The organism is Salipiger mucosus DSM 16094 (genome assembly GCF_000442255.1).
In the GTDB taxonomy this organism is placed as follows: Bacteria; Pseudomonadota; Alphaproteobacteria; order Rhodobacterales; family Rhodobacteraceae; genus Salipiger; species Salipiger mucosus.
In genome coordinates this window covers 381515-402982 of record NZ_KE557273.1, presented here as the reverse complement: position 1 = coordinate 402982, position 21468 = coordinate 381515, and the positions used below count along the sequence as shown (strand labels likewise).

Genomic DNA, 21468 nt, shown 5'->3' with positions numbered 1-21468 from the left:
GGGGCGGCTTACTGGTAGACTCTGTCGGTCGCCGCGGCCTCCGGTGCGTCCGCCGGGCCGGTCACGACGATGGTCGTGGCCGCCCCGCGGCGCAGGTCCACCGGGTCGAGCGAGGTGAGCGTCTCGCCGTCCTGGCGGATCTCGAAGGTCAGCGTCAGGGGCGCCTTGAGGCCCACGCCGTCATGCGTGCCGGTCTCGACGCCCTCGAGCGCGGCGGTTTCGCCCTCGACCGCGTAGAGCGTCACGGGGTCTGCCTCCGACAGGTTGTACATCAGCAGATCCGCCTGCGCGGGCGAATCCTCGACCATGTCGGTGACGAGCGCGGGCTCGGCTGCGGCGGCAGTCCAGGTGTAGTGCGTGTTGGCGCCGACCTCGACGGTCTGGGTGGTGTCATCAACCGCGATCTCGACCTCGCCCGGCGACACTTCGGCATAGGCGGTCACGCCCGCTTCGGGGGCTTCGACCGCGGTGCCGTCCACCGTGGCGGTGGCGCCATCGGGCAGGATGACCCGCAGGAAGGAGGCGTCGGGCGCCGAGGGGTCGGGATAGAGGCTGTCGTCCTGTGCATTCGCGGGGAGGGCCAGCGCGGCGGCGATCATCGATGCCGAAAGGATCAGGGTCGTTTTCATGTCTGCGGGTCCTTCATGTTGCAGAGGGCAATGGTCGCGTCGTCGGTGGCCGGCTGATCGAAGCCGACCTCGACGCGGGTGAAGTCGCTGCGCTGCAGCGGCGCCAGCGCCTGGTAGAACCAGCGCGTTGGCTCGTAGCGGTCGGGCCGCGTGATCGTGCTGTCGACGGCGAACCCTTCCTCGGTCCTGAAGCGGAACGAGGCCTGGCGCCCGTTGGCGTCACCGCTGTCGGCGCGGATCGACACGTCCGGGCCCAGCGCGTCGGTCGAAAGCTGCGCCGAGAGCGTCCCGTCGTCCGAGATCGTCGTCTCGACCGGCTCGCAGCTGTCCTGCACCGCCGCGATCAGCTCGAGCCAGGGAAGCTCGCCGAATTCGCCGAGGTTGTTGTAGATCGGGTTCTCCCAGATCAGCACGTCGGGCGGCGCGTCGCGGAAATCGGCCGACAGAAGGTAGGAGGTGATCGAGCCGAACTGGTTGCCGCCGGTGATCGCGTAGTTGGCCACCTCGGCGCCCGCGGCCTCGGCAAGGAAGCCCTCGAAGTTGAACGCGGGTTCGGCGGACATCGACGTGCCGACGAGCGAGATCGGCGGCGCGCTCTCCGCGTCGGCAAAGATGCCGCCCTCGGTCGAGCCGCCGCTGTCGGAGGTCGCCTCGGTCACGAAGCCCTGCGTCTCGGCCTGGGGGATGCTGTCGCTGCAGTAGGGCTGGATGCGCCGCCGCATGGCCGAGGCGAGCTTGTCCGTCTCGGTCTTTCGCGTGACATGGTCGGTTTTCGCCATGTCCTCATGGACCGGCAGCGCCGCGAGCGTCTCGGCCACCTGTCCCGCGACGGCGCGGGCGCCGGTCGACGACCAGTGGAAATCGGTCGCCACGAAGGGCGGCTCCGGGCCCTCGGCCCCGCGCATCGCCGTCGCGGTGTCGACCACCGGCACGCCGACCTCGCGGAAACGATCGATGAAGGCCCGGTAGGCCTTCCGAGCGACTGCGCCGTCGTAGCCGAAGCTGGCGGCGGCCGGCGGCAATTCGTCGGGCATGGCGAGGCTTTTCGTCGGCACCGGCAGGTAGACCAGCGTCGTGCCCTTGGCCGCGAGCGCGTCCGAGAGCGCCTTGACGCTGGCCGCCGCGCGCTCGGAGAACGGGTGGTTCATCCGCATGTCGAGATTCAGGCGGTAGAAGACCCCGCCCTCGCCCTCGAGAAAGGCCATCGGCTTGGCCGAGGTCAGGTCGCGGCAGCCATAGCTCGAGGCATCCGCCTGCTGCGCCGCGAGCGGCGTCGCGGCGAGCCCGCCGAGACCGGCCAGGGCGGCCGTCAGCATCGCGGCACCGGTCTTGAGATTTCCAACTGTCATCATCCGTCCTCCGATCCGGCGGCAAAGATCCCTGTCGAGCCGCCGTCTTCGCGTCGCTGCACGCCGGTCGCGTCGGCGGCGTCAGTGCCGCCCGCCGTCGTCGCGGTCTCGGGCGGACCATTGTCCAGGCGCCGCAGCAGGGTCTTTGCCACGCTCTTTCGACCAAGCGTTTCGGCGTTTTCGACGACCTGGCCGAGCAGCCCGCGCAGCCTTTGCTCGGGCAGATCGGCCTTTCCGGACATCGTCTTCGTCACCAGCGTCATGGCCGCCTCGTGGTCTCCGGCCTCGGCCATCTCGACCAGAAGAGACTGCGCCCTGTCGGGATGGCGGCCGAAGGGAGAGCCCTTTTCGTAGAAGCGCGCGAGAGCCGCCGAGGCATGCGGATTGCCCCGGATCGCGAAGGCCCGCAGCGCATTCTCGAGGTGATCGAGCCGTTTGTCGGACATGCCAAGGTCGCCACGCTCGAGGATCTCGATCAGCGGGCGCACGGCATAATCGCGGTCCGTGTAGGCCGCCGAGGCGAAGTAGAGCGCCGCCGCCGGCAGCACCTCGGGATCGTCCATCTCCACAAGCCATTGGCCATAGCGAAACGCGGCCAGCCCGTCGCCGGCATCGGCGAGGCTCCGCATCTCCTGGAAGCTCAGCCTGTCGCCGTCCTGCATCCGCCTGCGCAGGCGCCGCAGTTCGAGCGTCGGCAGGTCGTTCGTGCTCTGGATGCGGTTGTCGAAGACCTTGACCACGGCCGGCGTGCCGGGCGCGTCAAGCGAGAGCGGAACCGGTGCCGCGACAGCCGGGGTCGCCATGCCGGCGAGAATGGCCATCGTAAGAAGCCTAGCCATGAGGTGCCTCCGTTTCTTCGGGCGTGTCATTCGCCGCCCCGGACGCGGGGACGCCGAGGTAGCGGACCGGGTATTCCCAGATGACGATTTCGGGCGGCGCCTCGGCGAGTGCGGGGTCGCCGAGGAAGGCTTCCATCGGCGCAACCGGCCCCTGCCCTTCCTCGGCGAGGTTCAGCACGTCGCGATGCAGCGCGATCTTCAGCGCGGGCACGAAGCTCCAGTTCTCGTTGGCGCTGTAGCTCGTGCCGACCAGCACCGCGTCGATGGACTGCTGATCCGAGGCGAAGATGCTGTCCCCGCCGGCCCCGTCCGTCTCGGCCGGCTCGGCCACGTAGGGCGTCACCCGCTCGGCCCCGAGGCCGAGATGCGGCGCGAGCGCGTCCGAGGTGACAAAGGAGACGAGGTCGCCGGTGAAGTGTTGCGGGCGCGCGGGCACCTTCTCGAACGCGGTGTCGCCCTCGGGCACAAGGCCCGAGGCGGCGATGCGCTCGGCCACGCGGCGCGCGCCCTTGGGCGTCCAGTGCGTGTCGCTGGTCAGGAAGACGGGCGCGTCGCCCGAGGCGCGGGCCAGCGCGGGGCGCGTGTCCACCGCGTCGATGCCCTCGTCCGCAAGCGCGGCGCGGAAGGCATCGTACTGCATCCGCATCGCCGCCCCCGCCTTGGCGCTGCCCTTGTCACGGTAGATGTCCACCTTGGCAGGGATCGGCGCGAGCACGAGCGAGGTGCCAAGCTCGACCAGCCGCGCCTCGACAGCGGCGATGCCCTCGACCGCCGAGGTCATCTGCGCCGGTGTCGCGGGCGTCATCTCCTCGCCGGTGAAGAGCCAGCCCCCCTCGCTCACGGTCACGCCCTCGCGGCCTTCTCCGAGGGCGAGGTAGCGCGCCGCGCCAAGGGCCGAGACCGCGAGTTCGCGGTGCGGCTGCGCCTCGCTGTAAAGGGTGTTCACCACCTGGGTCGCGTCGCCGGTGACGATGTCGCCCTCGACCTCGCCGAAGCCGCCGTCGCCCGTGAAGACCGAGACGTTGACGAAGCCCGCGTAGCCCAGGAACAGGACCGGCAGTGCGTATCGCGACAGGGAAATGATGCGCGGCATGATGGACCTCAGAACTGGAAGTAGAGGAAGGGCGAAAAGCTCTGCTCGGAGAGCTTGAGCACGGCGAGGATGGCGACGATCAGCGTCGCGAGGCTGGGCAGAAGCGTGTTCGCGACCGTGACCGCGCCGCCGCCCTTGGCGGGCTCGACCGAGGCGACGCGGGAGCGGCGCAGCCCAGGCTCGGCCGCCGCGACGAAGATCGCCAGCGCAAGGAAAACGAGGCTTTCGCCGGTCATCTGGAAGGCCGAGGTGGCCGACATGCCGATGCCGTTGAGGCCCGCCATGCCGGCCAGCACCTCGCCCGCTTCGGCGACCGAGGTGGCGCGGAACATCACCCAGCCCAGCAGCACCAGCAGCAGCGTGCGCAGGAGCGCGGCGGGACTGCGCGACTTCGCCCAGCCGGTATAGCGCTCGAGCGCCAGCCAGCCGCCGTGCCACGCGCCCCAGAGGACATAGGTCCAGGCCGCGCCGTGCCAGAGCCCGCCGAGCACCGCGAGGCAGCCCGCCACCCCGATGCCGGTCCACATGCGCCGACGCGCGCCCTCGGAGGCGCGGATCGCGCGGCCCGTCATGTAGGTCCAGACCGTCGTGCCGATCAGCAGCAGCAGGAAGTCGACCCGCCACCAGGCGTAGAAGACGTAGGAGCCGGCCAGCAACGTCGCGGACTTCCACCGCCACGGCGTCAGGTAATAAAGCGCCAGGAACCCGGGCAGGAACAGGAACAGGAAAGTCTCGGACGAAAACACCATGGCTCAGACGCCTCCTTCGGTCTGGCTGCACGCGGCGTAGGCATCGGCAGCCGCGTTGCGGCGAAGGGCGGCATCGGTGCGGGCCGCGGCCTCTTCGAGCACCATGCTTGTCGCGCCATCGGCGCGGCGGTCCTTGAGCCAGCCGGGCGTGTGTTGATCGAGATCACCACCGAAAAGCCGGGGCATCTGCTTGGAAAGATCGTTTTCGGCAAGCCGAAGACGCGTGACGCGCGTGGCGCGGATACCCTGCCGATTGCCCGAGAAAACGTTGCGAAGGATCAGACCCTCGCTTCCGTCGGCCTGGGCGATGACACCGATGCCCGGGCCCATGTTGTCGCGCACCTCGTTGCCCGACAGGATGAAGGTCCCGGCGTCGCGCACCGAGATGCCGGAGCCGCGGTTGTCGGCGACCTCGTTCTGCGCAAGCAGGACGCACTCGGCCCCCTCGGCGAGGGTCACGCCGGAGCCGTCGAAGCCGGCGACGCGGTTGCCGGTGAAGCGCAGCTCGCGGCTCGCGTCGTCGATGCGCACGCCCTTGCCCTGCCCCGCCTCGAAACGGTTGCCCGAGATCGTCGCGCGGGCCAGCCCGGAGGCGTGAAGCGCCTCGGCGCCATGCGGCCGTGCGACCAGGTTGTCCTGGATCCGGGCCTCGCGCACAGACCGGATCCGCAGGCCGCTGCCTCGCGCCTCCGTGACGCGGTTGCCGGTGACCTCCAGCGTGTCCAGCTCGCTCAGCGAGACGGTGCGCAGGTTCTCGAAGGTGTTGCCTGTGACCGGCGCGGCAGTGCCGCTGGCCAGGAGCCCGCCCCCCACGAGCGACACGCCCGAGGTCGTGGACTCGGCGTTGTAGCCAAGGCCGGTGAAGGTCGTGTCCTGCAGCGTGAGGCTGGTCTCGCCAAGGCCCGCGATGAAGGGACGGAAGCCGTCGACCCGGGGATGCCGTCCGCCGGTGACGGCGACCTCGGCCCCGTCGAAGACCGTGGCGCCGAGCGACAGCACGAAGGCCCCCGCCCTGCGGTCGAGCGCCAGCCGGTCGCCGGGATCGAGCCGCAGCTCGGCGCCCTGCAGCACGACGATCGGGCGATGCGCGGTCACCGTGCCGTTGGCCCCGGCGGTCATCGCATCGAGCGAGCCCGCCTCGTCGGCCGCGGCGTCGAGCTCGGACAGCGTCGCGCTGCCGTCCTGCAGGTAGATCGCGCGCGAGGCCGCATCGAGCAGCCCCGACTGCGAGCGCCCGGTTCCCGCGGCGAGCTGCATGAGCGCCAGCCGCGCGTCCTGCACCGCCACGGTGACGGCCTCCTGCGCCGCGCCCGGAAGGGGCGCGGAGAGGAGCGCCGCAAGCAGCGCCGCCGCGGTGCCTGTGCGAAGACGTTCAGGCACTGGCGCGGCCCAGGAACTGCGGCGCTCGCGCGTCCTCGTCGGCCGGGCGTGCCGGCGCGGTCGAGGCGGCGAGGTCGATGGTCACGAGCCGCAGGTCGGTCTTGCCGTGGTTCTCGACCATGACGCTTTCGCCCTCGGGCACAGAGACATGCACGCCCGGATCGGCGGCCCCGGTCTCGGCCCCGGTCAGCACCGCGCTGTCGCCGGAGACCACCGCCAGTATGGCACCGCCCGGCACCGCGCCGGTGACGGTCAGCGTGTCGCCCGGGGCGACCTCGTGCGACGCGATGGCGCCCGCCTCGGGACGGTCGGAGGGCGCCTCGCGGTGAGAGAAGACCTCGGACCGGTTCTGGTCCTTGAGCTCGGTCACCGCCTCCTTCACCATCTGCGCGTGGGCGTGGTTGGTCACCAGCAGCGCGTCGGGCGTGTCGATGACGATCAGGTCCTCCATCCCGATCACCGTCACCAGCTTGTCGCTGCCCGCGCGGATCAGGGAGTTGCGCGTCTCGAGCGACACGACCTGCCCTGTCTCGACATTGCCCAGCGAGCTTTTCTCGCCGATCGAATGGATCGCCGTCCAGGCGCCGACATCGTTCCAGTCGACGTTCGACGGCGCCACGGCGACGCGGTCGCTGCGTTCGAAGACAAGGCGCTCCGTCGGTTCGTTCTCGGCCTGCGCGAAGCCCTCGCCGTCGAGCACGATGCCGTGCTCGCAGTTCCGGGCGCGGTCGAAGGCCGCGCGGACGGCCGCGAGCGTTTCCGGCGCGTGGCGTTCGAACTCGGCGATTGCGACGTCGGCGCGCATCATGCTGATGCCCGAGGCCCAGAAGGTTCCGCCGGCCGCCAGAAGCGCCTCGGCATGCGCGAGGTCCGGCTTCTCGACGAAGCGATCCACCGCGAAGACCCCCGAATGACCGGGCAGCGCCTCGCCGCCGGTGATATAGCCGAAGCCGGTCTCGGGGCTGCGCGGCACGATCCCGATGAGGACGATGGCCCCCTCGGACGCCGCCTGGCGCGCGGCGGCGAGCGTGGTGTCGAGATCGCCGGCGATCCGGTGATCCGAGGGCAGCACGAGCATCACCGCCTCCGGGTCCTGCTCGGCGAGGTGAAGCGCCGCCGCCAGGACGGCGGGGCCGGTGTTGCGGCCCATGGGTTCGCCGACGAAGCCGCCCGGCATGTCGATCTGCGCGAGCTGCTCGAAGATCAGCGCCTCCTCCGAGGCGCTCGCCACCATCAGCGGCCGGTGATAGCCCGCGCCGCGATGACGCAGGACGGTGTCCTGCAGGAAGCTCGGTCCCTCGATGCCGTCGACCGGCTGCAACTGCTTGGGCTGGCGGACCCGGGACATCGGCCAGAGCCGGGTTCCCATGCCGCCGGAAAGGACGATCGGATGAATCTTCTGGTCGCTCATTACTGGTCTCCAACGGTCTCTGAAATGTCGGCCAGAAGCGGCCGGATGTTCTGGGTGTATTGACGCGACACCTCGGCCCCGATCCGGTCGAAGGCGTCGATGACGGGCTCGAACCCCGCGAGGGCGTCCCAGCGCACGGTCAGCGCGGCGACCTGGCCCATCGCTTCGGGCTCGAGTTCGATCTCGGGCCGCAGGATCGCGCGTTCGGGCTCATCCGCGGCCTCGATGCCGGGCGGGCGGAAGCTCTCGTCGAGCCGCGCCTCGAATTCCCCGCCGCCCGACAGCTCCACGCCGACGCCGCCGGCGCGCTGGATCCGGAACAGCAGTTCCTGCGGCAGCTGGGCCTCGACGACCATCTGCGCATCCTGCGGGGCGACGGCGACCACGGGCTCTCCGGCGAGCACGGTGCTCCCCTCGGCAACCCCGGTGCCGTAGGCGTTGCAATCGCAGGGCATGGCGATCGACAGGGTTTCCCCATCGACGCTGTCGATGCTGTAGAGCACCTCGCCCTCGGGCGCCTCGAGGTCGACGTAGGTGATCTGCCCGTCGGCCGTGGCGCGCATGGTCTGGCCGTCCGGGATCACCCGCCCGGGCGCCGGAATGGCCGTGGTCAGCAGCTTGGACTGCGCCAGCCCGACCGCGGTGGCGACCAGCGCAATGGTCGCACCGATGACCGGCACCGAGCCCACCCCGCCGCGCAGGCGCTGGCCGAAGGTCGGCTTCGGGGCGGGCGCCTTGACCCCGCGCGTCTCGGCGAAGGCGCCCGCCCGGATCACCGAGCCCGAGGCCGTGATATCGCCCGAGATGTAGTCGCCGAGCACCTGGCGCAGCTGCGGTGCGTGCTCGCCCGTCGGCTCGGTGAAGGCCAGCTCCATGCGGTTCGAATCCACCACGCGGATCAGCACCGAGGGCGTCAGCGCCAGCTGGTAGCCCGGGAAATCGAAGAGCAGACGCGCGATGCCCGTGCTGCCGTCGAGCGCCGGGTCGACGAGACCGGTGACCTCGGCCCCGACCATCGACAATCCTTCGCCGGCGTAGCGGCGGCCCTCGATCATCACCGAGAAGGGGATGTCGAGCAGCGGGTATTCATTGCCGCCGTGCATCGGCGCCGGTGCGTCCGGCGCGCCGGGCCCGTGGTCTGATCCTTGTGAGACGGTCATCGGAAAATCCTGCTATCGGGGGCTCAGAGAATGCCGGTGAGAAGGAGCACGCCCAGTGTCAGCCAGCCGAGGGCGAGCGCGTGCATGTAGGTGGAGGAGGCCGCGCGCAGCCGCGCGCCCAGGGGAAGCGCCGCCTTGGCCGAAGAGGCCGCCTGGCGCGTCCATTTCTGCTGGTCGAGCCGGAAGAGCGCGTAGCTCTTGATCGCGGCGCCGCTGATCTGGCCGAAGTAGAGGAGCGGCGCGTAGACGATCGGGAAACCGCCGCCGCGAAAGGTCGAGAGCGCCCAGCAGAAGAGGTAGCGGGTGAACATGATCCAGGCGATGTAGGCGGGGATCACCGCCGGCGTGACGAAAATCGCGGTCAGCAGGATCGCGATCGGACCGATCAGCGTCGTCCAGATCGACATCCGCTGGTCGAGGATCGACCACCAGGTAAAGGTCCCGATGCGGCGCGGGCCCAGCGCCAGCGCGCGGCCGTTGGTCCGCAGCATGTTGCCGAACCAGCGGCGCATCAGCGCGAAGGCGCTTTCGAAGAAGCCCGGCATCGGCTGGCTTTCCATCGACAGCGAGTGGACGTCCGGCAGGTAGGTCATGCGGAAGCCGCGGCTCAGCAGCCAGTACCAGGTCGACTTGTCGTCGCCGGTCAGGAAGTTCACCCGCCCGAGGCGCCAGTGGTCGATATGGTCCGACTGCACCTGCGCGATGAAGGTCGGATCGGTGGCGAGGTCCGCGCGGAAGACGGACATGCGGCCCGTCAGCGTCAGCACGCGGCCACCGTAGGCCATGGACGACATCATCATCTGGCACTGCGTGAAACGCAGCTTGAACCAGTCGCGGAACAGCGGCTCGGGGATCTCGACCTGTTCGTCGGTGGTCAGCGCGCCCATGCGCGGATCGGTGAAGAACGGCGCCGCACGTTCGACGATGTCCAGCGGCACGCAGCTGTCGCCGTCGACGAAGACGAGGACGAGGACGTCGCGCGACGTGGGCGACTCGCGGCGCAGCAGGCGGAGCGAGCGGGCGATGGCGTCGCGCTTGCCCGAGCCGGGGATGCGATCGATCACCAGCTTCACCTGCGGCATGTCATGGCGTCGCGCCTCCCAGAGGTCGCGGATGACGCGCAGGTCGGCGGCGTCCACGACCGAGGCGACGATGGTCGCCCCCCCGCGCGAGGCGCCGGCCGCCGCGAAGATCGAATCGTAGACGCGCGTCGTCACGCCCGGCTCGATCTTGAAGGTCGTCACCATGAAGTAGGCATGCGCCGGCGCCGGGCGCGCGGCATAGGCCGCCTCGGCCCGGCGCCGGGCGCGAGGATAGACGCGGCGGGTGTAGAGCTGGGCGCGAACGAAGTTCACGAACGCCCAACTGTACCGCCACGTCCCGATCATGCCGAGCGTGACCAGCGCGCCTTCCGTGCCCGTGAAGTTCCGGTTCGTGACCGAAAGCGCCAGCACCGCACAGAGCGCGAGATATGCCACATGACCGAGCATCGCGGATTACCAGCAGATGCCCTGGTATTCCGCGCCCGACAGCCGGCCGGGATCGATCCTCGTCAGGTCGACGATGCGGCGGTCCGAGCCGCGCTCGGCGATCCGGTCCTGCACTTCCGGGTAACGGTTGCCGACGACGATGACCTCCGAGCGGTCGATCAGCGCGTCCAGATCGCGCTCCATGCGGCCCGCGAGGCCGGGAACCACCGCGTTGCCGCGCCCCTCGGCGCCGGGATCGTTCTCGAAGGCGGTGGAGACGTAGGGGTCGTAGATCCGCACGTCCTGGCCGCTTTCGATCAGGCGCGCCGCTAGGTCCGCGAGCGGGCTTTCGCGCAGGTCGTCCGTGCCCGACTTGAAGCTGACACCCACCAGGCCGACGGCCTTCTTGGAGGCGGAACGGACCATGTCCTCGGCCCGGACGATCTGCTCGCTGTTGGCCTCGAGGATGGCGTCGAGGATCGGCGTGGCGACGCGGCACTGGCGCCCGACCGAGCGCAGCGCGCGCACGTCCTTGGGCAGGCACGAGCCGCCAAAGGCGAAGCCCGGGCGCAGGAAGGCCGGCGACATCGCGACCTTGTGGTCGGACTGCAGGATGCCCATCACCTTCTGGCCGTCGAGCTTGTTGGCCTTGGCGATGTTGCCGATCTCGTTGGCGAAGCTGATCTTGGCGGCCCGCCAGGCGTTCGAGGTATACTTGACCATCTCGGCGGTGCGGATGTCGACGCGGTGCATCTCGCAGGGCAGGTCCGCGTTGACCTCGGTCAGCACTGCCTCGGTCTCGGGATCGAGCGAGCCGAAGACGACGAGACCCGGATCGGCATAGTCCTCGATCGCGGTGCTCTCGCGCAGGAATTCGGGGAAGTAGCCGACGCCGAAGCCGGTGCCCGCACGCTTGTCCGAGGCCTTCTCGAGCGTCGGTATGCAGACCTCCTCCATGGTGCCCGGCACGATGGTCGAGCGCATGATGACGCTGTGATGCGCGTCCTTGGCGCGCAGGGCGCGGCCGATATCCTCGCAGACAGAGATCACGTAGGTGAGGCCGACCGAGCCGTCGGGAGCGCTCGGCGTGCCGACGCAGACGAAGGAGGCGTCGGTGTCCATCACCGCCTGCTGCGCGTCGGTCGTGGCGCGAAGCTTGCCGCTTGCGACGACCTCGGCCAGAAGCTCGTCGAGCCCCTTCTCCACGATGGGCGGCCGGCCCTGGTTGAGAGCATCGACGCGGTCGGCGTCGACATCCACCGCGATTACTTCGTGTCCGTCGCGGGCGAGGCAGGCGGCGGAGACGACCCCCACGTAGCCGATCCCGAAAACGCTGATCCGTGTCATAACCAATATCCTTTCCGAAGGGCGCCGCTACAACTCGCAACCGCGCATCGTTCTTGCTGGACACAGGCGTATCGAAACGGCGGAGCGGTCTTCAGTCGGGACGATTTCCCGATCTGCTGTGGGACCGGTGACAGGTTCCAAGGTTTGTTCTGCAGTGCGGCGTGGGAAATTTCCGACCCGGCCGCGCATGGGCCGAACGCAAGCGGACGGCCGCCCGGTCAAGGCGCCGCCCGCTTGGGTCTAAACCCTGTTCGAATGTTGCAGCGGCGGTCAGGCCAGCCAGCCGCGGGCCAGCGCATGGCGCACCAGCGCCCTGCGGTCGGCGAGATCGAGCTTGGTCATCGCGCGCACGCGATGCGTGTCGACTGTCTTGAACGAGATGCCGAGCCCGTCGGCGATCTCGGCGGCACTGCTGCCCTCGGACATGCGGCGCAGTACGGTCTCTTCGCGCCGGCTGAGCGGGCTGCGCCCACCGCCCGGTCGCATCAGCCGCCGCCCGAACTGCCGGTCGACGTAGCTGCCGCCGGCGACGATGACGGCCAGGGCGCGAATCATCGCTTCACGCGACAGGCTCTTGGGCAGGAAGCCGCGAAAATCGAGCTCCATGCAGAACCGCGCAAGCTCGAGCGAGGGATTCGAGGCACAGGCCACGAAACGTGCCTCGGGACAGGCCTCGCCCACCTGCGCGACGAAATCCTCGAGCGCGCTTTCCTGGTTCGGATCGACGATCACCAGGTCCGGGCGCGCGTCGATCACGGCGATCGCGCCACCGGCGACGGCCACGGCCCGGATCTCGCGTCCGGGCTCGGGACTGCTGTTCAGAAGCGCCGACAGGGCGTCGGCGAAAATCGGGGAGGCGTCCGCGACGACGACCCGGCACGCATTCCGATCGCCGCCGCTCGCGTCAGAGCTGCCAGCCATGATCGAGGGCGTGGCTCAGAAGGCTGGACCGTCCCGAGAGGCCGAGCTTGGACAGCCCCCGGTACTTGTGGGTCTCGACGGTTTTCGGGCTGATCGACAGTGCGCGGGCGATGATCTTGGCCGGATCGCCCCGGGCGAAGGCCAGGAGCACGTCCCGTTCCCGGTCCGACGGCCCGTCTGTGCCGTCCGCCGGCACGACCCTGCGCCTCGCCGCCGGTGTCTACGGGCTGATGGAGCCTCTCACCGTGACCCGAGACGACATCGCCATTGTCGGGGCCGGCGCAGGCGAGACCATCCTCGGCGCCGAGGAGCTCGACGGACCGGCCATCCGCGTCGGCACCACCGAGACCGGCGACGCGCTCGCGCTGGCCTCCGACGCGGCGCTCGGAGCGCGGCACATCGTGGTCGCGGGGCCGCACGAGATCACCGCCGGCGACTGGCTCGAGATCGAGGCCGCCAACACGAACTCGTTCCTCGACGCGATCGGCGACACCGACTGGCGAAAGACCGACTCGCCGCTGCGCGGCTCGCTCGTCAGGGTCGCGGACGTGGACGGCAACGACGTGACCCTCGAGACCGGCGTGCATTTCGAGTTCGGCATGGATGTCACGACCCTGCGCGAGATCGACCTTGCCGAGAACGTGACGCTCGAGCGCCTGTCGGTGGACTACGGACTTGGCCCGGCCGATCCGTCGCAGTTCTCTAACACACTGCCGGCGTACTACCGCGACGCCGCGATCGCGATCGAGGGCACGGCCGGGCTGCACCTCGCGGATATCGCCCTGCATGACGTGCCCTCCGTCGGGATCAACATCGCGCAAAGCGCGAATCTCTCGGCCGATGGCCTGATCGTCACCGGGGCGCACAACCGGGGCGGCGGCGGAAACGGATATGCCATCCAGTTGCGTGACGTCTTCGACAGCCGCCTTGTCGAGCTGACCGATCAGGAGATGCGGCACTCGGTGGTCTTCGCCAGCTGGTCCTCTGCCGCGGGCAACCTCGTGCATATCGCCGAGACCGACCGCGACGTGATTTTCCACGGCGGCCGAGACACCGGCAACACGGTGCTCGTGGACCGCAGCCTGCGCGATGCGGCGATGGACCTCCTGTCGCCCAGCAACTTCTTCAACGACGGCACCTCCTACGGCGCGCCGACGGACCGGACCGCGAACACGGTCATGGTCTCGGAACTCGTGGGCAGCCGCCGCGACGACAGCGTCTCCGGAACACCCGGCGGCGACTGGCTGGACGGGGCGCGGGCAACGACGTGCTATCGACGGCCGTGGCGGGGCGACCGACAACATCCTCGTCGGCAACGATGCACGCAACATCCTGCGGGGCGGCGCCGGGGACGACGATCTGGTCCCGTGGCGGCCGGGACGTGCTCTGGGGCGGAGCGGGAGACGACCGCCTCTCCTCGGGCACCGGCAGCGACATGCTGGTCGGCGGGCCCGGTGCGGACACCCTGGAAAGCGGCAGCGGCTATGACATCTTCCAGTTCCGCGAGGCGACCGACAGCACCTGGAACGAGATGGACATCCTCCTCGACTTCGACCCGGACTTCGACCGCATCAACCTGGCGCACGTGGACGCGGACAGCCAGGCGCCCGGACACCAGGCCTTCGTGTTCGGCGAAGAGGGCAGCGCATCCCTGTGGCAATCCGGCGGGCGGCTGCTTGGCGACGTCGACGGCGACGGAGCAGCCGACCTGGTTATCGAGGTCGGCGTGGACATCGGAGCCGAGAACCTGGTCCTTTAAGCTTGGGCCCGGGCTGAACCGCCGTCAGCCCCTTGATCCGCGCGCCCCGCGGAGCCGGTTCGTCCCAGGGGGAGGAATCTGGCCGGCAAAGCGGCCGCGCCCGTTCGCAAGAACGGGCGCGCGCCACTGCATCCGCTGGTCTCAGCGCGCCTGGAACGCGATGGGCCACATGAAGTCGAGCGGCTTGTAGCCCTGGCCCAGGTACCGCACGATCCCGTCCTTGTCGGCCTTGTTGTACCCCGGATCGAGCGCGCCGGTCGGCACCGAGAACGGAAAGAAGGCCTTGGTCCCGGGATGGTAGGCCGCCGTGGCGTGACAGCTGTGGCAACTGGCCTCGAAGCCGGTCCAGTAGCGGGGCTGCGCCGTGTTGGGGCTGCCGGCGAAATCCTCCATGTCCGTGTGACCAAGGATCACCGGGGTCTCGCCTGTGCCGCCCTTGGTGAAGCGAATCTGGGTGCCGTTCGGGGCATAGGCCTCGAACCCGAACCCGGAGAGGCCAGCGGTCTCGAGGATGCCCGCGATCGCGGTTTCGGAGAGCGGCGCACGCTGCGTTGTCAGGTCTTCGCGAACGTGGCCGACGCCGGGATTGTCGTTGAACTCGAAGGTCGTCCAGAACCAGCTGGGCTCCTCGGAGTAGAACATCTGCGCCGGGTCCGGCAGCGGCTGCATCTTCACCATGATGTGGATGCCGCGCCACCAGTAGGTGTCGCTCTCGAAGGCAAAGGTGAGCGCGCCCTCGGGGGCCTGCGTGCCGTCGGGCACCTGCAGCCACGAGGCCTTCAGCTCGACCGAGCCGACGGGCATGTCGACGTAGTCGTTCTCGTCGAAGAAGGCGGCAACGTCGCGCTTGGTCGTCAGTCCGCTGCTGACAAGGTAGTCGTAGCTGGTCTTGTTGCGGGTCACCTCCTCGTTCGCGCCGTCGGGATCCTCGGTCGCGATCCGGCCCGCGAGGATGTCCTTCTTTTCCGTGCTCGGGAGCATCTCGTTGCGCGGCGGGTCTCCGAAATCGAAGGGCTGCGCCGAGTCGAAGGTGTCGGGGTCCGTGGGCCAGGCCATCCAGACGGGGACCTGTCCCGACCCGGACATGCCGTCCCCGTCCGGGTCCTGGATCAGCTGGTTGACGCGCGCGAAGAACATCCACGCCACCCGCTCCCGGTCCTCGAGCGAGTCCGAGAAGGCCATCCCGGCACAATCGGCGGCAAAGGCCTCGTCGCTCTTGTCGAGCCAGCCGTCGGCGGTACAGCCGCTGTAATCCTGCGCCATGACCGGAACGGCCGGCACGAGGATGAAGGCGGCGGTCGCCAGCCCCTTGAATACCCTTGGCATGATGATCTCCTCCCTTGCTACATTGAAATCCGTCGTTGAAAAATCCTGTCGTCCGCGCGGGCGCGGCCCGCCTCAGGGCAGGCGCGCCGTGGCGGTCCCCGTCGCAAGCTTCCAGTCCTCGATCAGGGTGCCCTCGGTTTCCAGCCGGCTGGCCATGTAGTAGAGGCGCCGGGTGGCCGGGCCATCGGGCGCCGTCTCGAAGCGCTGCTTGAGGTAGTAGGGCGGGATCGCCTGCGAATAGAGGGTCGCCGTTACCGTCACATCCGCCGGATCCGTGCCCTCGGGGAGGCTCATGCGATATTGCACGCGATCCTCTCCCGCGACGAAATCCACGTCCTGCACGGCCTGCCCCTCGGGAACCGTGGCCTTCATGAAGGCGGCGGTGACCTCGCTGTCGCCGAACTTGGCGGCGAATTCCGGCGTGCCCGGCCTCCGCGCGCCGTGCGGCAGGATGCGGTTGTCCTTGGGGTGCGAGACCCGGTGCACGAAGCTGGTGGTGAAGGCGCCCTTGGCGTTGCGCGTCAGTTCCTCGTAGATCTGCACCTGGGACTGGTCGCTGACGACACGGTGATGCGGCTGGTAGAGCGCCATGTCCGCGCCCTCGGGCACGACGTCGAGAAACTCGGTCTCCAGCGGCATGCCCGCGCCGTCGACGATCACCCCGGCGCCGTTGGTGCAGCCCGAGCACCAGAGCGTTTCGCCCAGCATGTTCACCGCCCGCACCTCGAGAAAGGCGCGGCGGAAGCCCACGCCCGAGGGCAGCCGGTGCCCGGTCCGGTTGGTCACGCCGACGTCGGCCACCAGCGCCTCGGCCTCGGCCCGCAGGTTCAGCGTGATCCCGGCGGTCTCGTTGGCCGCCTGAAGCGCCATGGTGTCGATCGAGAGCTGCGCGCCATTGGTGGCGTAGGTCATCGGGTCGGTGCGGCTCAGGCCCGTCTGGTCCTGGAACTGGCGCATCATCTCGACCATGAAGACGTTGAGACCGACGAAGCTGTGACGGCGATAGCCCTGCCGGAAGGGCACGTCGACCTCCTCCTCAGGCAGCAGGTTCGTCACCGCAGGCAGGGTGGTATCCTGGATGGTCGCGATCTGCGTGGTGATGAAGGGCACCGACAGCTTGCCGTCGGCACTCTGGAAGTCGGACTTCATGTGGCAGTCCTGACAGGAGCGCGCCGTCCCCGCCTCGCTGTAGATACTGTTGACCCATTCGAGGTAGGTCGCCTGCTCGACCGAATGCTGGAAACCGGTCAGATCCTCGGGAAATGTCACGCCGTATTCCCGCCCGAGGAACGCGGCGCCATTCGCGGCCGCCTGGTTGAAGACCGCCTGGTCCGCCTCGGTATAGCCATCCAGCGGCTCGTCCTTGTCGGCATCGACGTTGGGCAGGTTGATCGTGTGGCAGGCGCCGCAAAGCTCGCTATCCTTGATGTAGTCGTCCTGCACCGGTGTGATGCCCATGGCGTTCTGCATGGGCTTCTGCCGGACGTCCTCGAAGGGGCCGATCAGCCGGTCGGCCTCGGTCATCCGGAAGACGCCGGTGGTGCCGTTCATCAGGTAGGTGTCGAGCGCGTTGTAGTCCGGCTGCCCCTCGGCCCGTTCGGGCGGCGCGATATGGTGGCACACGGCGCAGGAAATGCCCTCGCGGGCGAGGTTGCCGTACTCGTGGTATGGGAAGGTGCCATCGGCCTTCTGCGCCGCCTCCTCCGCCTCGGTCAGCGGGGCGTGCAGGGACAGGTACTCGGGCTTGAAGACGTTCGGATCGAGCCCCGCGTCCGGGTCCGCCTGCGCGTCGATCTGCAGCTGCCGCTGCCCCATGGCGCCGTGGCACGACAGGCATGTGGTGCCGAGGCTGCCCGACAGATCGCCGGCGCCGGCCTGCTCGAGCAGGGCGAACTCGCTTTCCAGTTGCGCGAAGAAGATCGGGTCGCGGCCAGCGAGGCCCATCGGCGACCAGCGCCATTCGCCGTATTCCGAGATGTTGTAGCCGTCGCCGTAGTCCGGGCCGGTCTGCAGGAACATCGTGGTGCCCGAAGGCGGGCCGCCCAGACCGCCGTGGCAGCCGATGCAGTTGTCCGAGGTCAGGAAGTGCTGCGGCCCCTCCGGGCGCGAGGGCACGTGGTCGAGCCACTCGCTCGGCATGGTCTGCACCTGCGAGACAGGGATCGAGATGCCGCCGGTGGGCGGGAAGGCCTCGGCGAAGGCCGGGTTGATCTTTGTCGGCGACGTGTCGCCGGTCTTGTTCGAGGCGGCGAAAGCCGCGTCGCTGTGAAAGACATCCCTGATGAGCGCGGCCTCGCTCTGACCCATGGCCGGGCGCTGCGCGGGCGGCAGGTTGAAGGGCCCGGGCGGAAAACCCTCCATGTCGCGCCAGCTTTCATCGACACGGAAAATCAGCGGCTCGCCCGGATAGCCCTCGACGTTCTCGAGCGAGGAAAAGATCAGTTCCTCGGCCGAGGAGGCATGGCAGCGCATGCACATGCCGTCGGCCGCCTGCCCCGAGGCCGGCGCGAAGGGCGCGTCGAAGCTGTCGACCTCGGCCGATTGCCCGATCCCGGCGAAGAACCAACCGCCGTGCGACAGGGCGCTGTCGCGCACCATGACCGTCCAGTTCAGCCCGCCTGTCTTGCGCAGAAAGTCGAGCATCTTCGTCTCGACGGTTTCGGGCGCGTCGGGGTGCAGGTAGTCTAGCATCCGGCGATATTCGACGTAGCGCGCCGAGGGCGGCGTCGCCATTTCCTTGACCACCACCGCGCCGTCGGGAACGCGGCCCTCGCGGCCGCCTTCGAGCCAGTCCACGATCTCGGGCGAGTAGTACATCCGCACGGCCGGATGGATGCCGTATGAGGTGTCGAGCACGAAGGGCCCGGTGTCGCGCCAGCGCTTGTCGCGCAGCCAGCCCAGCTCGGCAAACCGGCGTTCGGCGATGAAGGGATAGAGCGTCGACTGGTAGTCGAGAAGCGGCAGCGACGAGGGCAGCGGGAGACCGGCGGCGTCATCCTGCGCCGAAGCGCGGTCGACGGACAGCAACGCCAGCACGACGAGGGCGGAGAGAAAGCGCGGCATGAAGACAAGATCTTTCCATCAAATGGAGTAATGGAAACAAGATTGCACGTCAAAGTTGTGCATGGCAACTGTGCAACGCGACGAAGCAAGGCGTTCTTCGAAAGGCCCGGACCTGACCTCCCGGAAACGCCCGCGATCATGGGTCAGTTCGGCGCGACGAGGTGGCCTCTTGGATCAAGGCTGCCGTGACGCGAAGCCGGTGTCGTGCGACCGCGATCGCATGCCGCCAGAGCGCGCAACACGTCAAGCGCCGGACGCAGGCGTCCGGGCGCGAACGCGGCGCGGGAGAGGCGCCTCAGCCCTGGTGGCGTGCGTAAAGGTCCAGGGGCGTTTTCGGGAAGCGGAACAACCCGTCCGGCGTTGCTTCGTGGCGCTGGAACCCGTGGCGATTGTAGAAATCCTCGAGGTCGTCCCGTTCCAACCCCTGGTCCCCGAAGGGCTCATGGTAGAGCACAATTCCGCAGTCGGCCTCGTCCGCCGCCTCCACGAGGCGCCGCAGGATGCGATGCGCGATCCCCCGGCCCCGGTATGAGGGCGCGACCCAGATACCATTGAGAACCAAGCGTCTGTCCTCGAGTCCATGCTCGAGATAGGCGACGTCATCGACGGCATTCCGGTAATAGGTCCGCTCTCCGGTCTCGCCGCGGGTGGCTCTCAGCCCCGGGACGCTTTCGAGCGCCGCAAGAATCTTGGCGTACTTGCGCTCGACGCGCTCCTCCGACCGCTCGACGCCCGCCTCGAGCTCCCGCACGATGTCCGGGTACCGCTGTTCGCAGAAATCCCTGAGGCCATGCTGCAGGGCGACGGCGACGAAGGCCCGCAGGTCGCTTTTCAGGCCATCGATCTCGTATCGGAGCGCAGCCTCGCGGCTCGATGGCATGCCGAGCACGCCCGAACCCATCCTGTTCGTGTATGGCATGATGTCCTCCCCGCGCACGTTCTACCAAATTTGCCAGCAATCCGCACCTGAGTCGTTGTGGCAAGCGCCTGCCGCCCCCGGGCGATGGCGAGCATGGTCCGCAAAACTACCCGGCTCCGCGCTGCGGAAGCGGGACCGGCGCTTGCCTGGGGCAGTTCCGGTGGTGCGACCGTATCACCGGCAAGAGCACCGGCCTGCCAACGCACTGGTGCCGCGAAAAGCCTTGCCCGAAGCGGCACCGGGTGGAGAGACCCACGCGATCGACATGACTTCCGGCAACCTGTGGTCGTCCCCGGGCCCAGGAGGGAGCAGGACGCGAGACCGCCGGGCTCAGGCCATCTCGCCCGTCCTTGCCGCCGCGCGGATCAGGTCGGCCGCCTTTTCCGCGATCATGATCGTCGGCGAGTTCGTATTGCCCGAGGTGATGCGCGGCATGACCGAGGCGTCGACCACGCGCAGCCCCTGCACCCCGTTCACGCGCAGCGCGCCATCGACCACGGCGCCGGGGTCGGAGCCCATGCGCGCCGTGCCGACCGGGTGGAAGATGGTCGAGGCGATGTCCCCTGCCCCGCGCACGAGGTCTTCGTCGGTCTGGTAATGCGGGCCGGGCTTGAACTCCTCCGGCGCGTAGGGCGCGAGCGCGGGCTGGGCCATGATCTTGCGCGTGAGCTTGACCGCGCGGGCCGCGACCCGCCGGTCGCCCTCGGTCGACAGGTAGTTCGGCTGGATCTCGGGATGGTCCTGCGGGTCGGGCGATGTGATCCGGACGTGCCCGTGGCTCTCGGGACGCAGGTTGCAGACGCTCGCCGTCATGGCCGGGAAATCGTGCGGCGGCTGCCCGAAGGCGTCGAGCGTGACCGGCTGGACGTGATACTCGAGGTCCGGCGTCGCGACGTCCGGCGACGAGTAGGCAAAGGCGCCGAGCTGGCTTGGCGCCATCGACATCGGGCCGGAGCGCGTCAGCAGGTACTCCAGCCCGATCCGGGCCTTGCCACCCATGGTATTCGCAAGCGTGTTGAGGGTCGTGGCATTGCGGACCCTGTAGGCGCAGCGGACCTGCAGGTGATCCTGCAGGTTCTCGCCAACCTCGGGCCGGTCGTGCACCACGTCGATGCCGAGCGACTTCAGGTACTCGCCGCGCCCCACCCCGGAGAGTTGCAGGAGCTGAACGGAGCCGATCGCCCCGGACGACAGGATCACTTCGCCCGAGGCCATGGCGCGGGCCGGCCGGCCCTCGTGGCGGAGCTGCACGCCCACGGCGCGGCGGTTCTCGAAGAGGACCTTCTCGGCCTGGGCCTGCGTGACGACCCGCAGGTTGGGCCGGTTCCGGGCGGGGCGCAGGAACCCCTTGGCGGTGCTCCAGCGCCACCCGTTGCGCTGGTTCACCTTGAAGTAGCCGACACCGAAATTGTCGCCGCGGTTGAAATCCGCGGTCTCGGGTATGCCGGCCTCGATCGCGGCCGTCTTCCAGGCGTCTAGGATCTCCCAGTTCAGGCGCTGGTCCTCGACCCGCCACTCGCCGCCCTCGCCGTGCATCTCGTCGGCTCCGGAGACATAGTCCTCGGACTTGCGGAAGTAGGGCAGCACGTCGTCCCAGCCCCATCCGGTGAGCCCCATCTGCCGCCAGCCGTCGTAGTCGGCCGCCTGCCCCCGCAGGTAGAGCATGCCGTTGATCGACGAGCAGCCCCCCAGAACGCGGCCGCGCGGGTAGAGAAGCTCGCGCCCGTTCAGCCCGTCGCAGGCCTGTGTCTTGTAGCCCCAGTCGGTGCGCGGATTGCCGATGCAGTAGAGATAGCCGACCGGAATGTGGATCCAGTGGTAGTTGTCGCGTCCGCCCGCTTCGAGCAGCAGCACACGCTTGTCCGGCTCCTCGCTCAGCCGGTTGGCCAGAACGCAGCCGGCACTGCCCGCGCCGACGATCACGTAGTCGTAGGTTCCGAGATCTTCCACTGCAACGCTCCCCTTGCTCCCGTCTCGGCTATTGTGTCCGCGCAGTGCAGGGGAAGGGAATGCACGAATTTGCACAATCCGAGCCAGTTTTCGTGCATTCTGCA

17 protein-coding genes are annotated in these 21468 nt (G+C 68.9%); 1 reads left to right on the top strand and 16 read right to left on the bottom strand.

The features are described 5' to 3' along the window. Nucleotides 1-8 precede the first annotated feature (8 nt). The 12 genes from SALMUC_RS02040 to SALMUC_RS01985 form a co-directional block, all read right to left on the bottom strand. Nucleotides 9-629, bottom strand: coding sequence for an alginate O-acetyltransferase AlgF (locus tag SALMUC_RS02040; RefSeq protein WP_020040800.1), 621 nt, complete (start codon nucleotides 627-629; stop codon nucleotides 9-11). After that, the gene (locus SALMUC_RS02035; protein WP_021119720.1) at nucleotides 626-1981 is read right to left on the bottom strand and encodes an alginate O-acetyltransferase AlgX-related protein; all 1356 of its coding nucleotides are present in this window, start codon (nucleotides 1979-1981) and stop codon (nucleotides 626-628) included. Before SALMUC_RS02035 ends, SALMUC_RS02040 begins: the two co-directional genes overlap by 4 nt. Further along, nucleotides 1978-2817, bottom strand: a complete 840-nt coding sequence (locus SALMUC_RS02030) for a hypothetical protein (protein ID WP_156883349.1) — start codon at nucleotides 2815-2817, stop codon at nucleotides 1978-1980. Before SALMUC_RS02030 ends, SALMUC_RS02035 begins: the two co-directional genes overlap by 4 nt. Then, nucleotides 2810-3910 carry an alginate O-acetyltransferase gene (locus SALMUC_RS02025; RefSeq protein ID WP_020040803.1) on the bottom strand — a complete coding sequence of 367 codons (1101 nt, stop codon included), beginning with the start codon at nucleotides 3908-3910 and terminating at the stop codon, nucleotides 2810-2812. Before SALMUC_RS02025 ends, SALMUC_RS02030 begins: the two co-directional genes overlap by 8 nt. An 8-nt stretch (nucleotides 3911-3918) precedes the next feature. Next, nucleotides 3919-4659: an MBOAT family O-acyltransferase gene (locus SALMUC_RS02020; RefSeq protein WP_020040804.1), complete on the bottom strand. Its 741-nt coding sequence runs from the start codon at nucleotides 4657-4659 to the stop codon at nucleotides 3919-3921. Between the two features lie 3 nt (nucleotides 4660-4662). Continuing rightward, nucleotides 4663-6039, bottom strand: a complete 1377-nt coding sequence (locus tag SALMUC_RS02015) for a right-handed parallel beta-helix repeat-containing protein (protein WP_020040805.1) — start codon at nucleotides 6037-6039, stop codon at nucleotides 4663-4665. Continuing rightward, a complete protein-coding gene (locus tag SALMUC_RS02010; protein ID WP_020040806.1) occupies nucleotides 6032-7450 on the bottom strand; it encodes a mannose-1-phosphate guanylyltransferase in 1419 nt (472 codons plus the stop codon). Before SALMUC_RS02010 ends, SALMUC_RS02015 begins: the two co-directional genes overlap by 8 nt. After that, complete coding sequence (locus SALMUC_RS02005; protein ID WP_021119719.1) at nucleotides 7450-8610, bottom strand: hypothetical protein; 1161 nt, start codon at nucleotides 8608-8610, stop codon at nucleotides 7450-7452. Before SALMUC_RS02005 ends, SALMUC_RS02010 begins: the two co-directional genes overlap by 1 nt. 23 nt (nucleotides 8611-8633) lie before the next feature. Continuing rightward, nucleotides 8634-10100 carry a glycosyltransferase gene (locus tag SALMUC_RS02000; RefSeq protein ID WP_020040808.1) on the bottom strand — a complete coding sequence of 489 codons (1467 nt, stop codon included), beginning with the start codon at nucleotides 10098-10100 and terminating at the stop codon, nucleotides 8634-8636. A 6-nt stretch (nucleotides 10101-10106) separates the two neighbouring features. Then, nucleotides 10107-11426, bottom strand: coding sequence for a nucleotide sugar dehydrogenase (locus SALMUC_RS01995; RefSeq protein ID WP_020040809.1), 1320 nt, complete (start codon nucleotides 11424-11426; stop codon nucleotides 10107-10109). A gap of 270 nt (nucleotides 11427-11696) precedes the next feature. Continuing rightward, nucleotides 11697-12347, bottom strand: coding sequence for a response regulator transcription factor (locus SALMUC_RS01990; protein ID WP_020040810.1), 651 nt, complete (start codon nucleotides 12345-12347; stop codon nucleotides 11697-11699). Then, the gene (locus SALMUC_RS01985; RefSeq protein ID WP_037370960.1) at nucleotides 12331-12543 is read right to left on the bottom strand and encodes a response regulator transcription factor; all 213 of its coding nucleotides are present in this window, start codon (nucleotides 12541-12543) and stop codon (nucleotides 12331-12333) included. Before SALMUC_RS01985 ends, SALMUC_RS01990 begins: the two co-directional genes overlap by 17 nt. A gap of 1122 nt (nucleotides 12544-13665) precedes the next feature. Between SALMUC_RS01985 and SALMUC_RS31755 the strand changes: the two genes are divergently transcribed. Beyond that, a complete protein-coding gene (locus tag SALMUC_RS31755; protein WP_156883348.1) occupies nucleotides 13666-14106 on the top strand; it encodes a M10 family metallopeptidase C-terminal domain-containing protein in 441 nt (146 codons plus the stop codon). 141 nt (nucleotides 14107-14247) lie between these two features. Here the strand turns inward: SALMUC_RS31755 and SALMUC_RS01975 are convergent, their stop codons facing one another. From SALMUC_RS01975 to SALMUC_RS01960, 4 genes are all read right to left on the bottom strand, one after another. After that, nucleotides 14248-15432: a hypothetical protein gene (locus SALMUC_RS01975; RefSeq protein ID WP_020040815.1), complete on the bottom strand. Its 1185-nt coding sequence runs from the start codon at nucleotides 15430-15432 to the stop codon at nucleotides 14248-14250. 72 nt (nucleotides 15433-15504) lie between these two features. After that, on the bottom strand, nucleotides 15505-18495 hold the full coding sequence (locus SALMUC_RS01970; protein WP_020040816.1) for a hypothetical protein: 2991 nt from the start codon (nucleotides 18493-18495) through the stop codon (nucleotides 15505-15507). A 295-nt stretch (nucleotides 18496-18790) separates the two neighbouring features. Continuing rightward, nucleotides 18791-19414 (bottom strand): GNAT family N-acetyltransferase, encoded by a 624-nt coding sequence (locus SALMUC_RS01965; RefSeq protein ID WP_020040817.1) that lies wholly within the window; start codon nucleotides 19412-19414, stop codon nucleotides 18791-18793. 330 nt (nucleotides 19415-19744) lie between these two features. Next, nucleotides 19745-21364, bottom strand: coding sequence for a GMC family oxidoreductase (locus tag SALMUC_RS01960; protein ID WP_020040818.1), 1620 nt, complete (start codon nucleotides 21362-21364; stop codon nucleotides 19745-19747). Nucleotides 21365-21468: the final 104 nt, after the last annotated feature.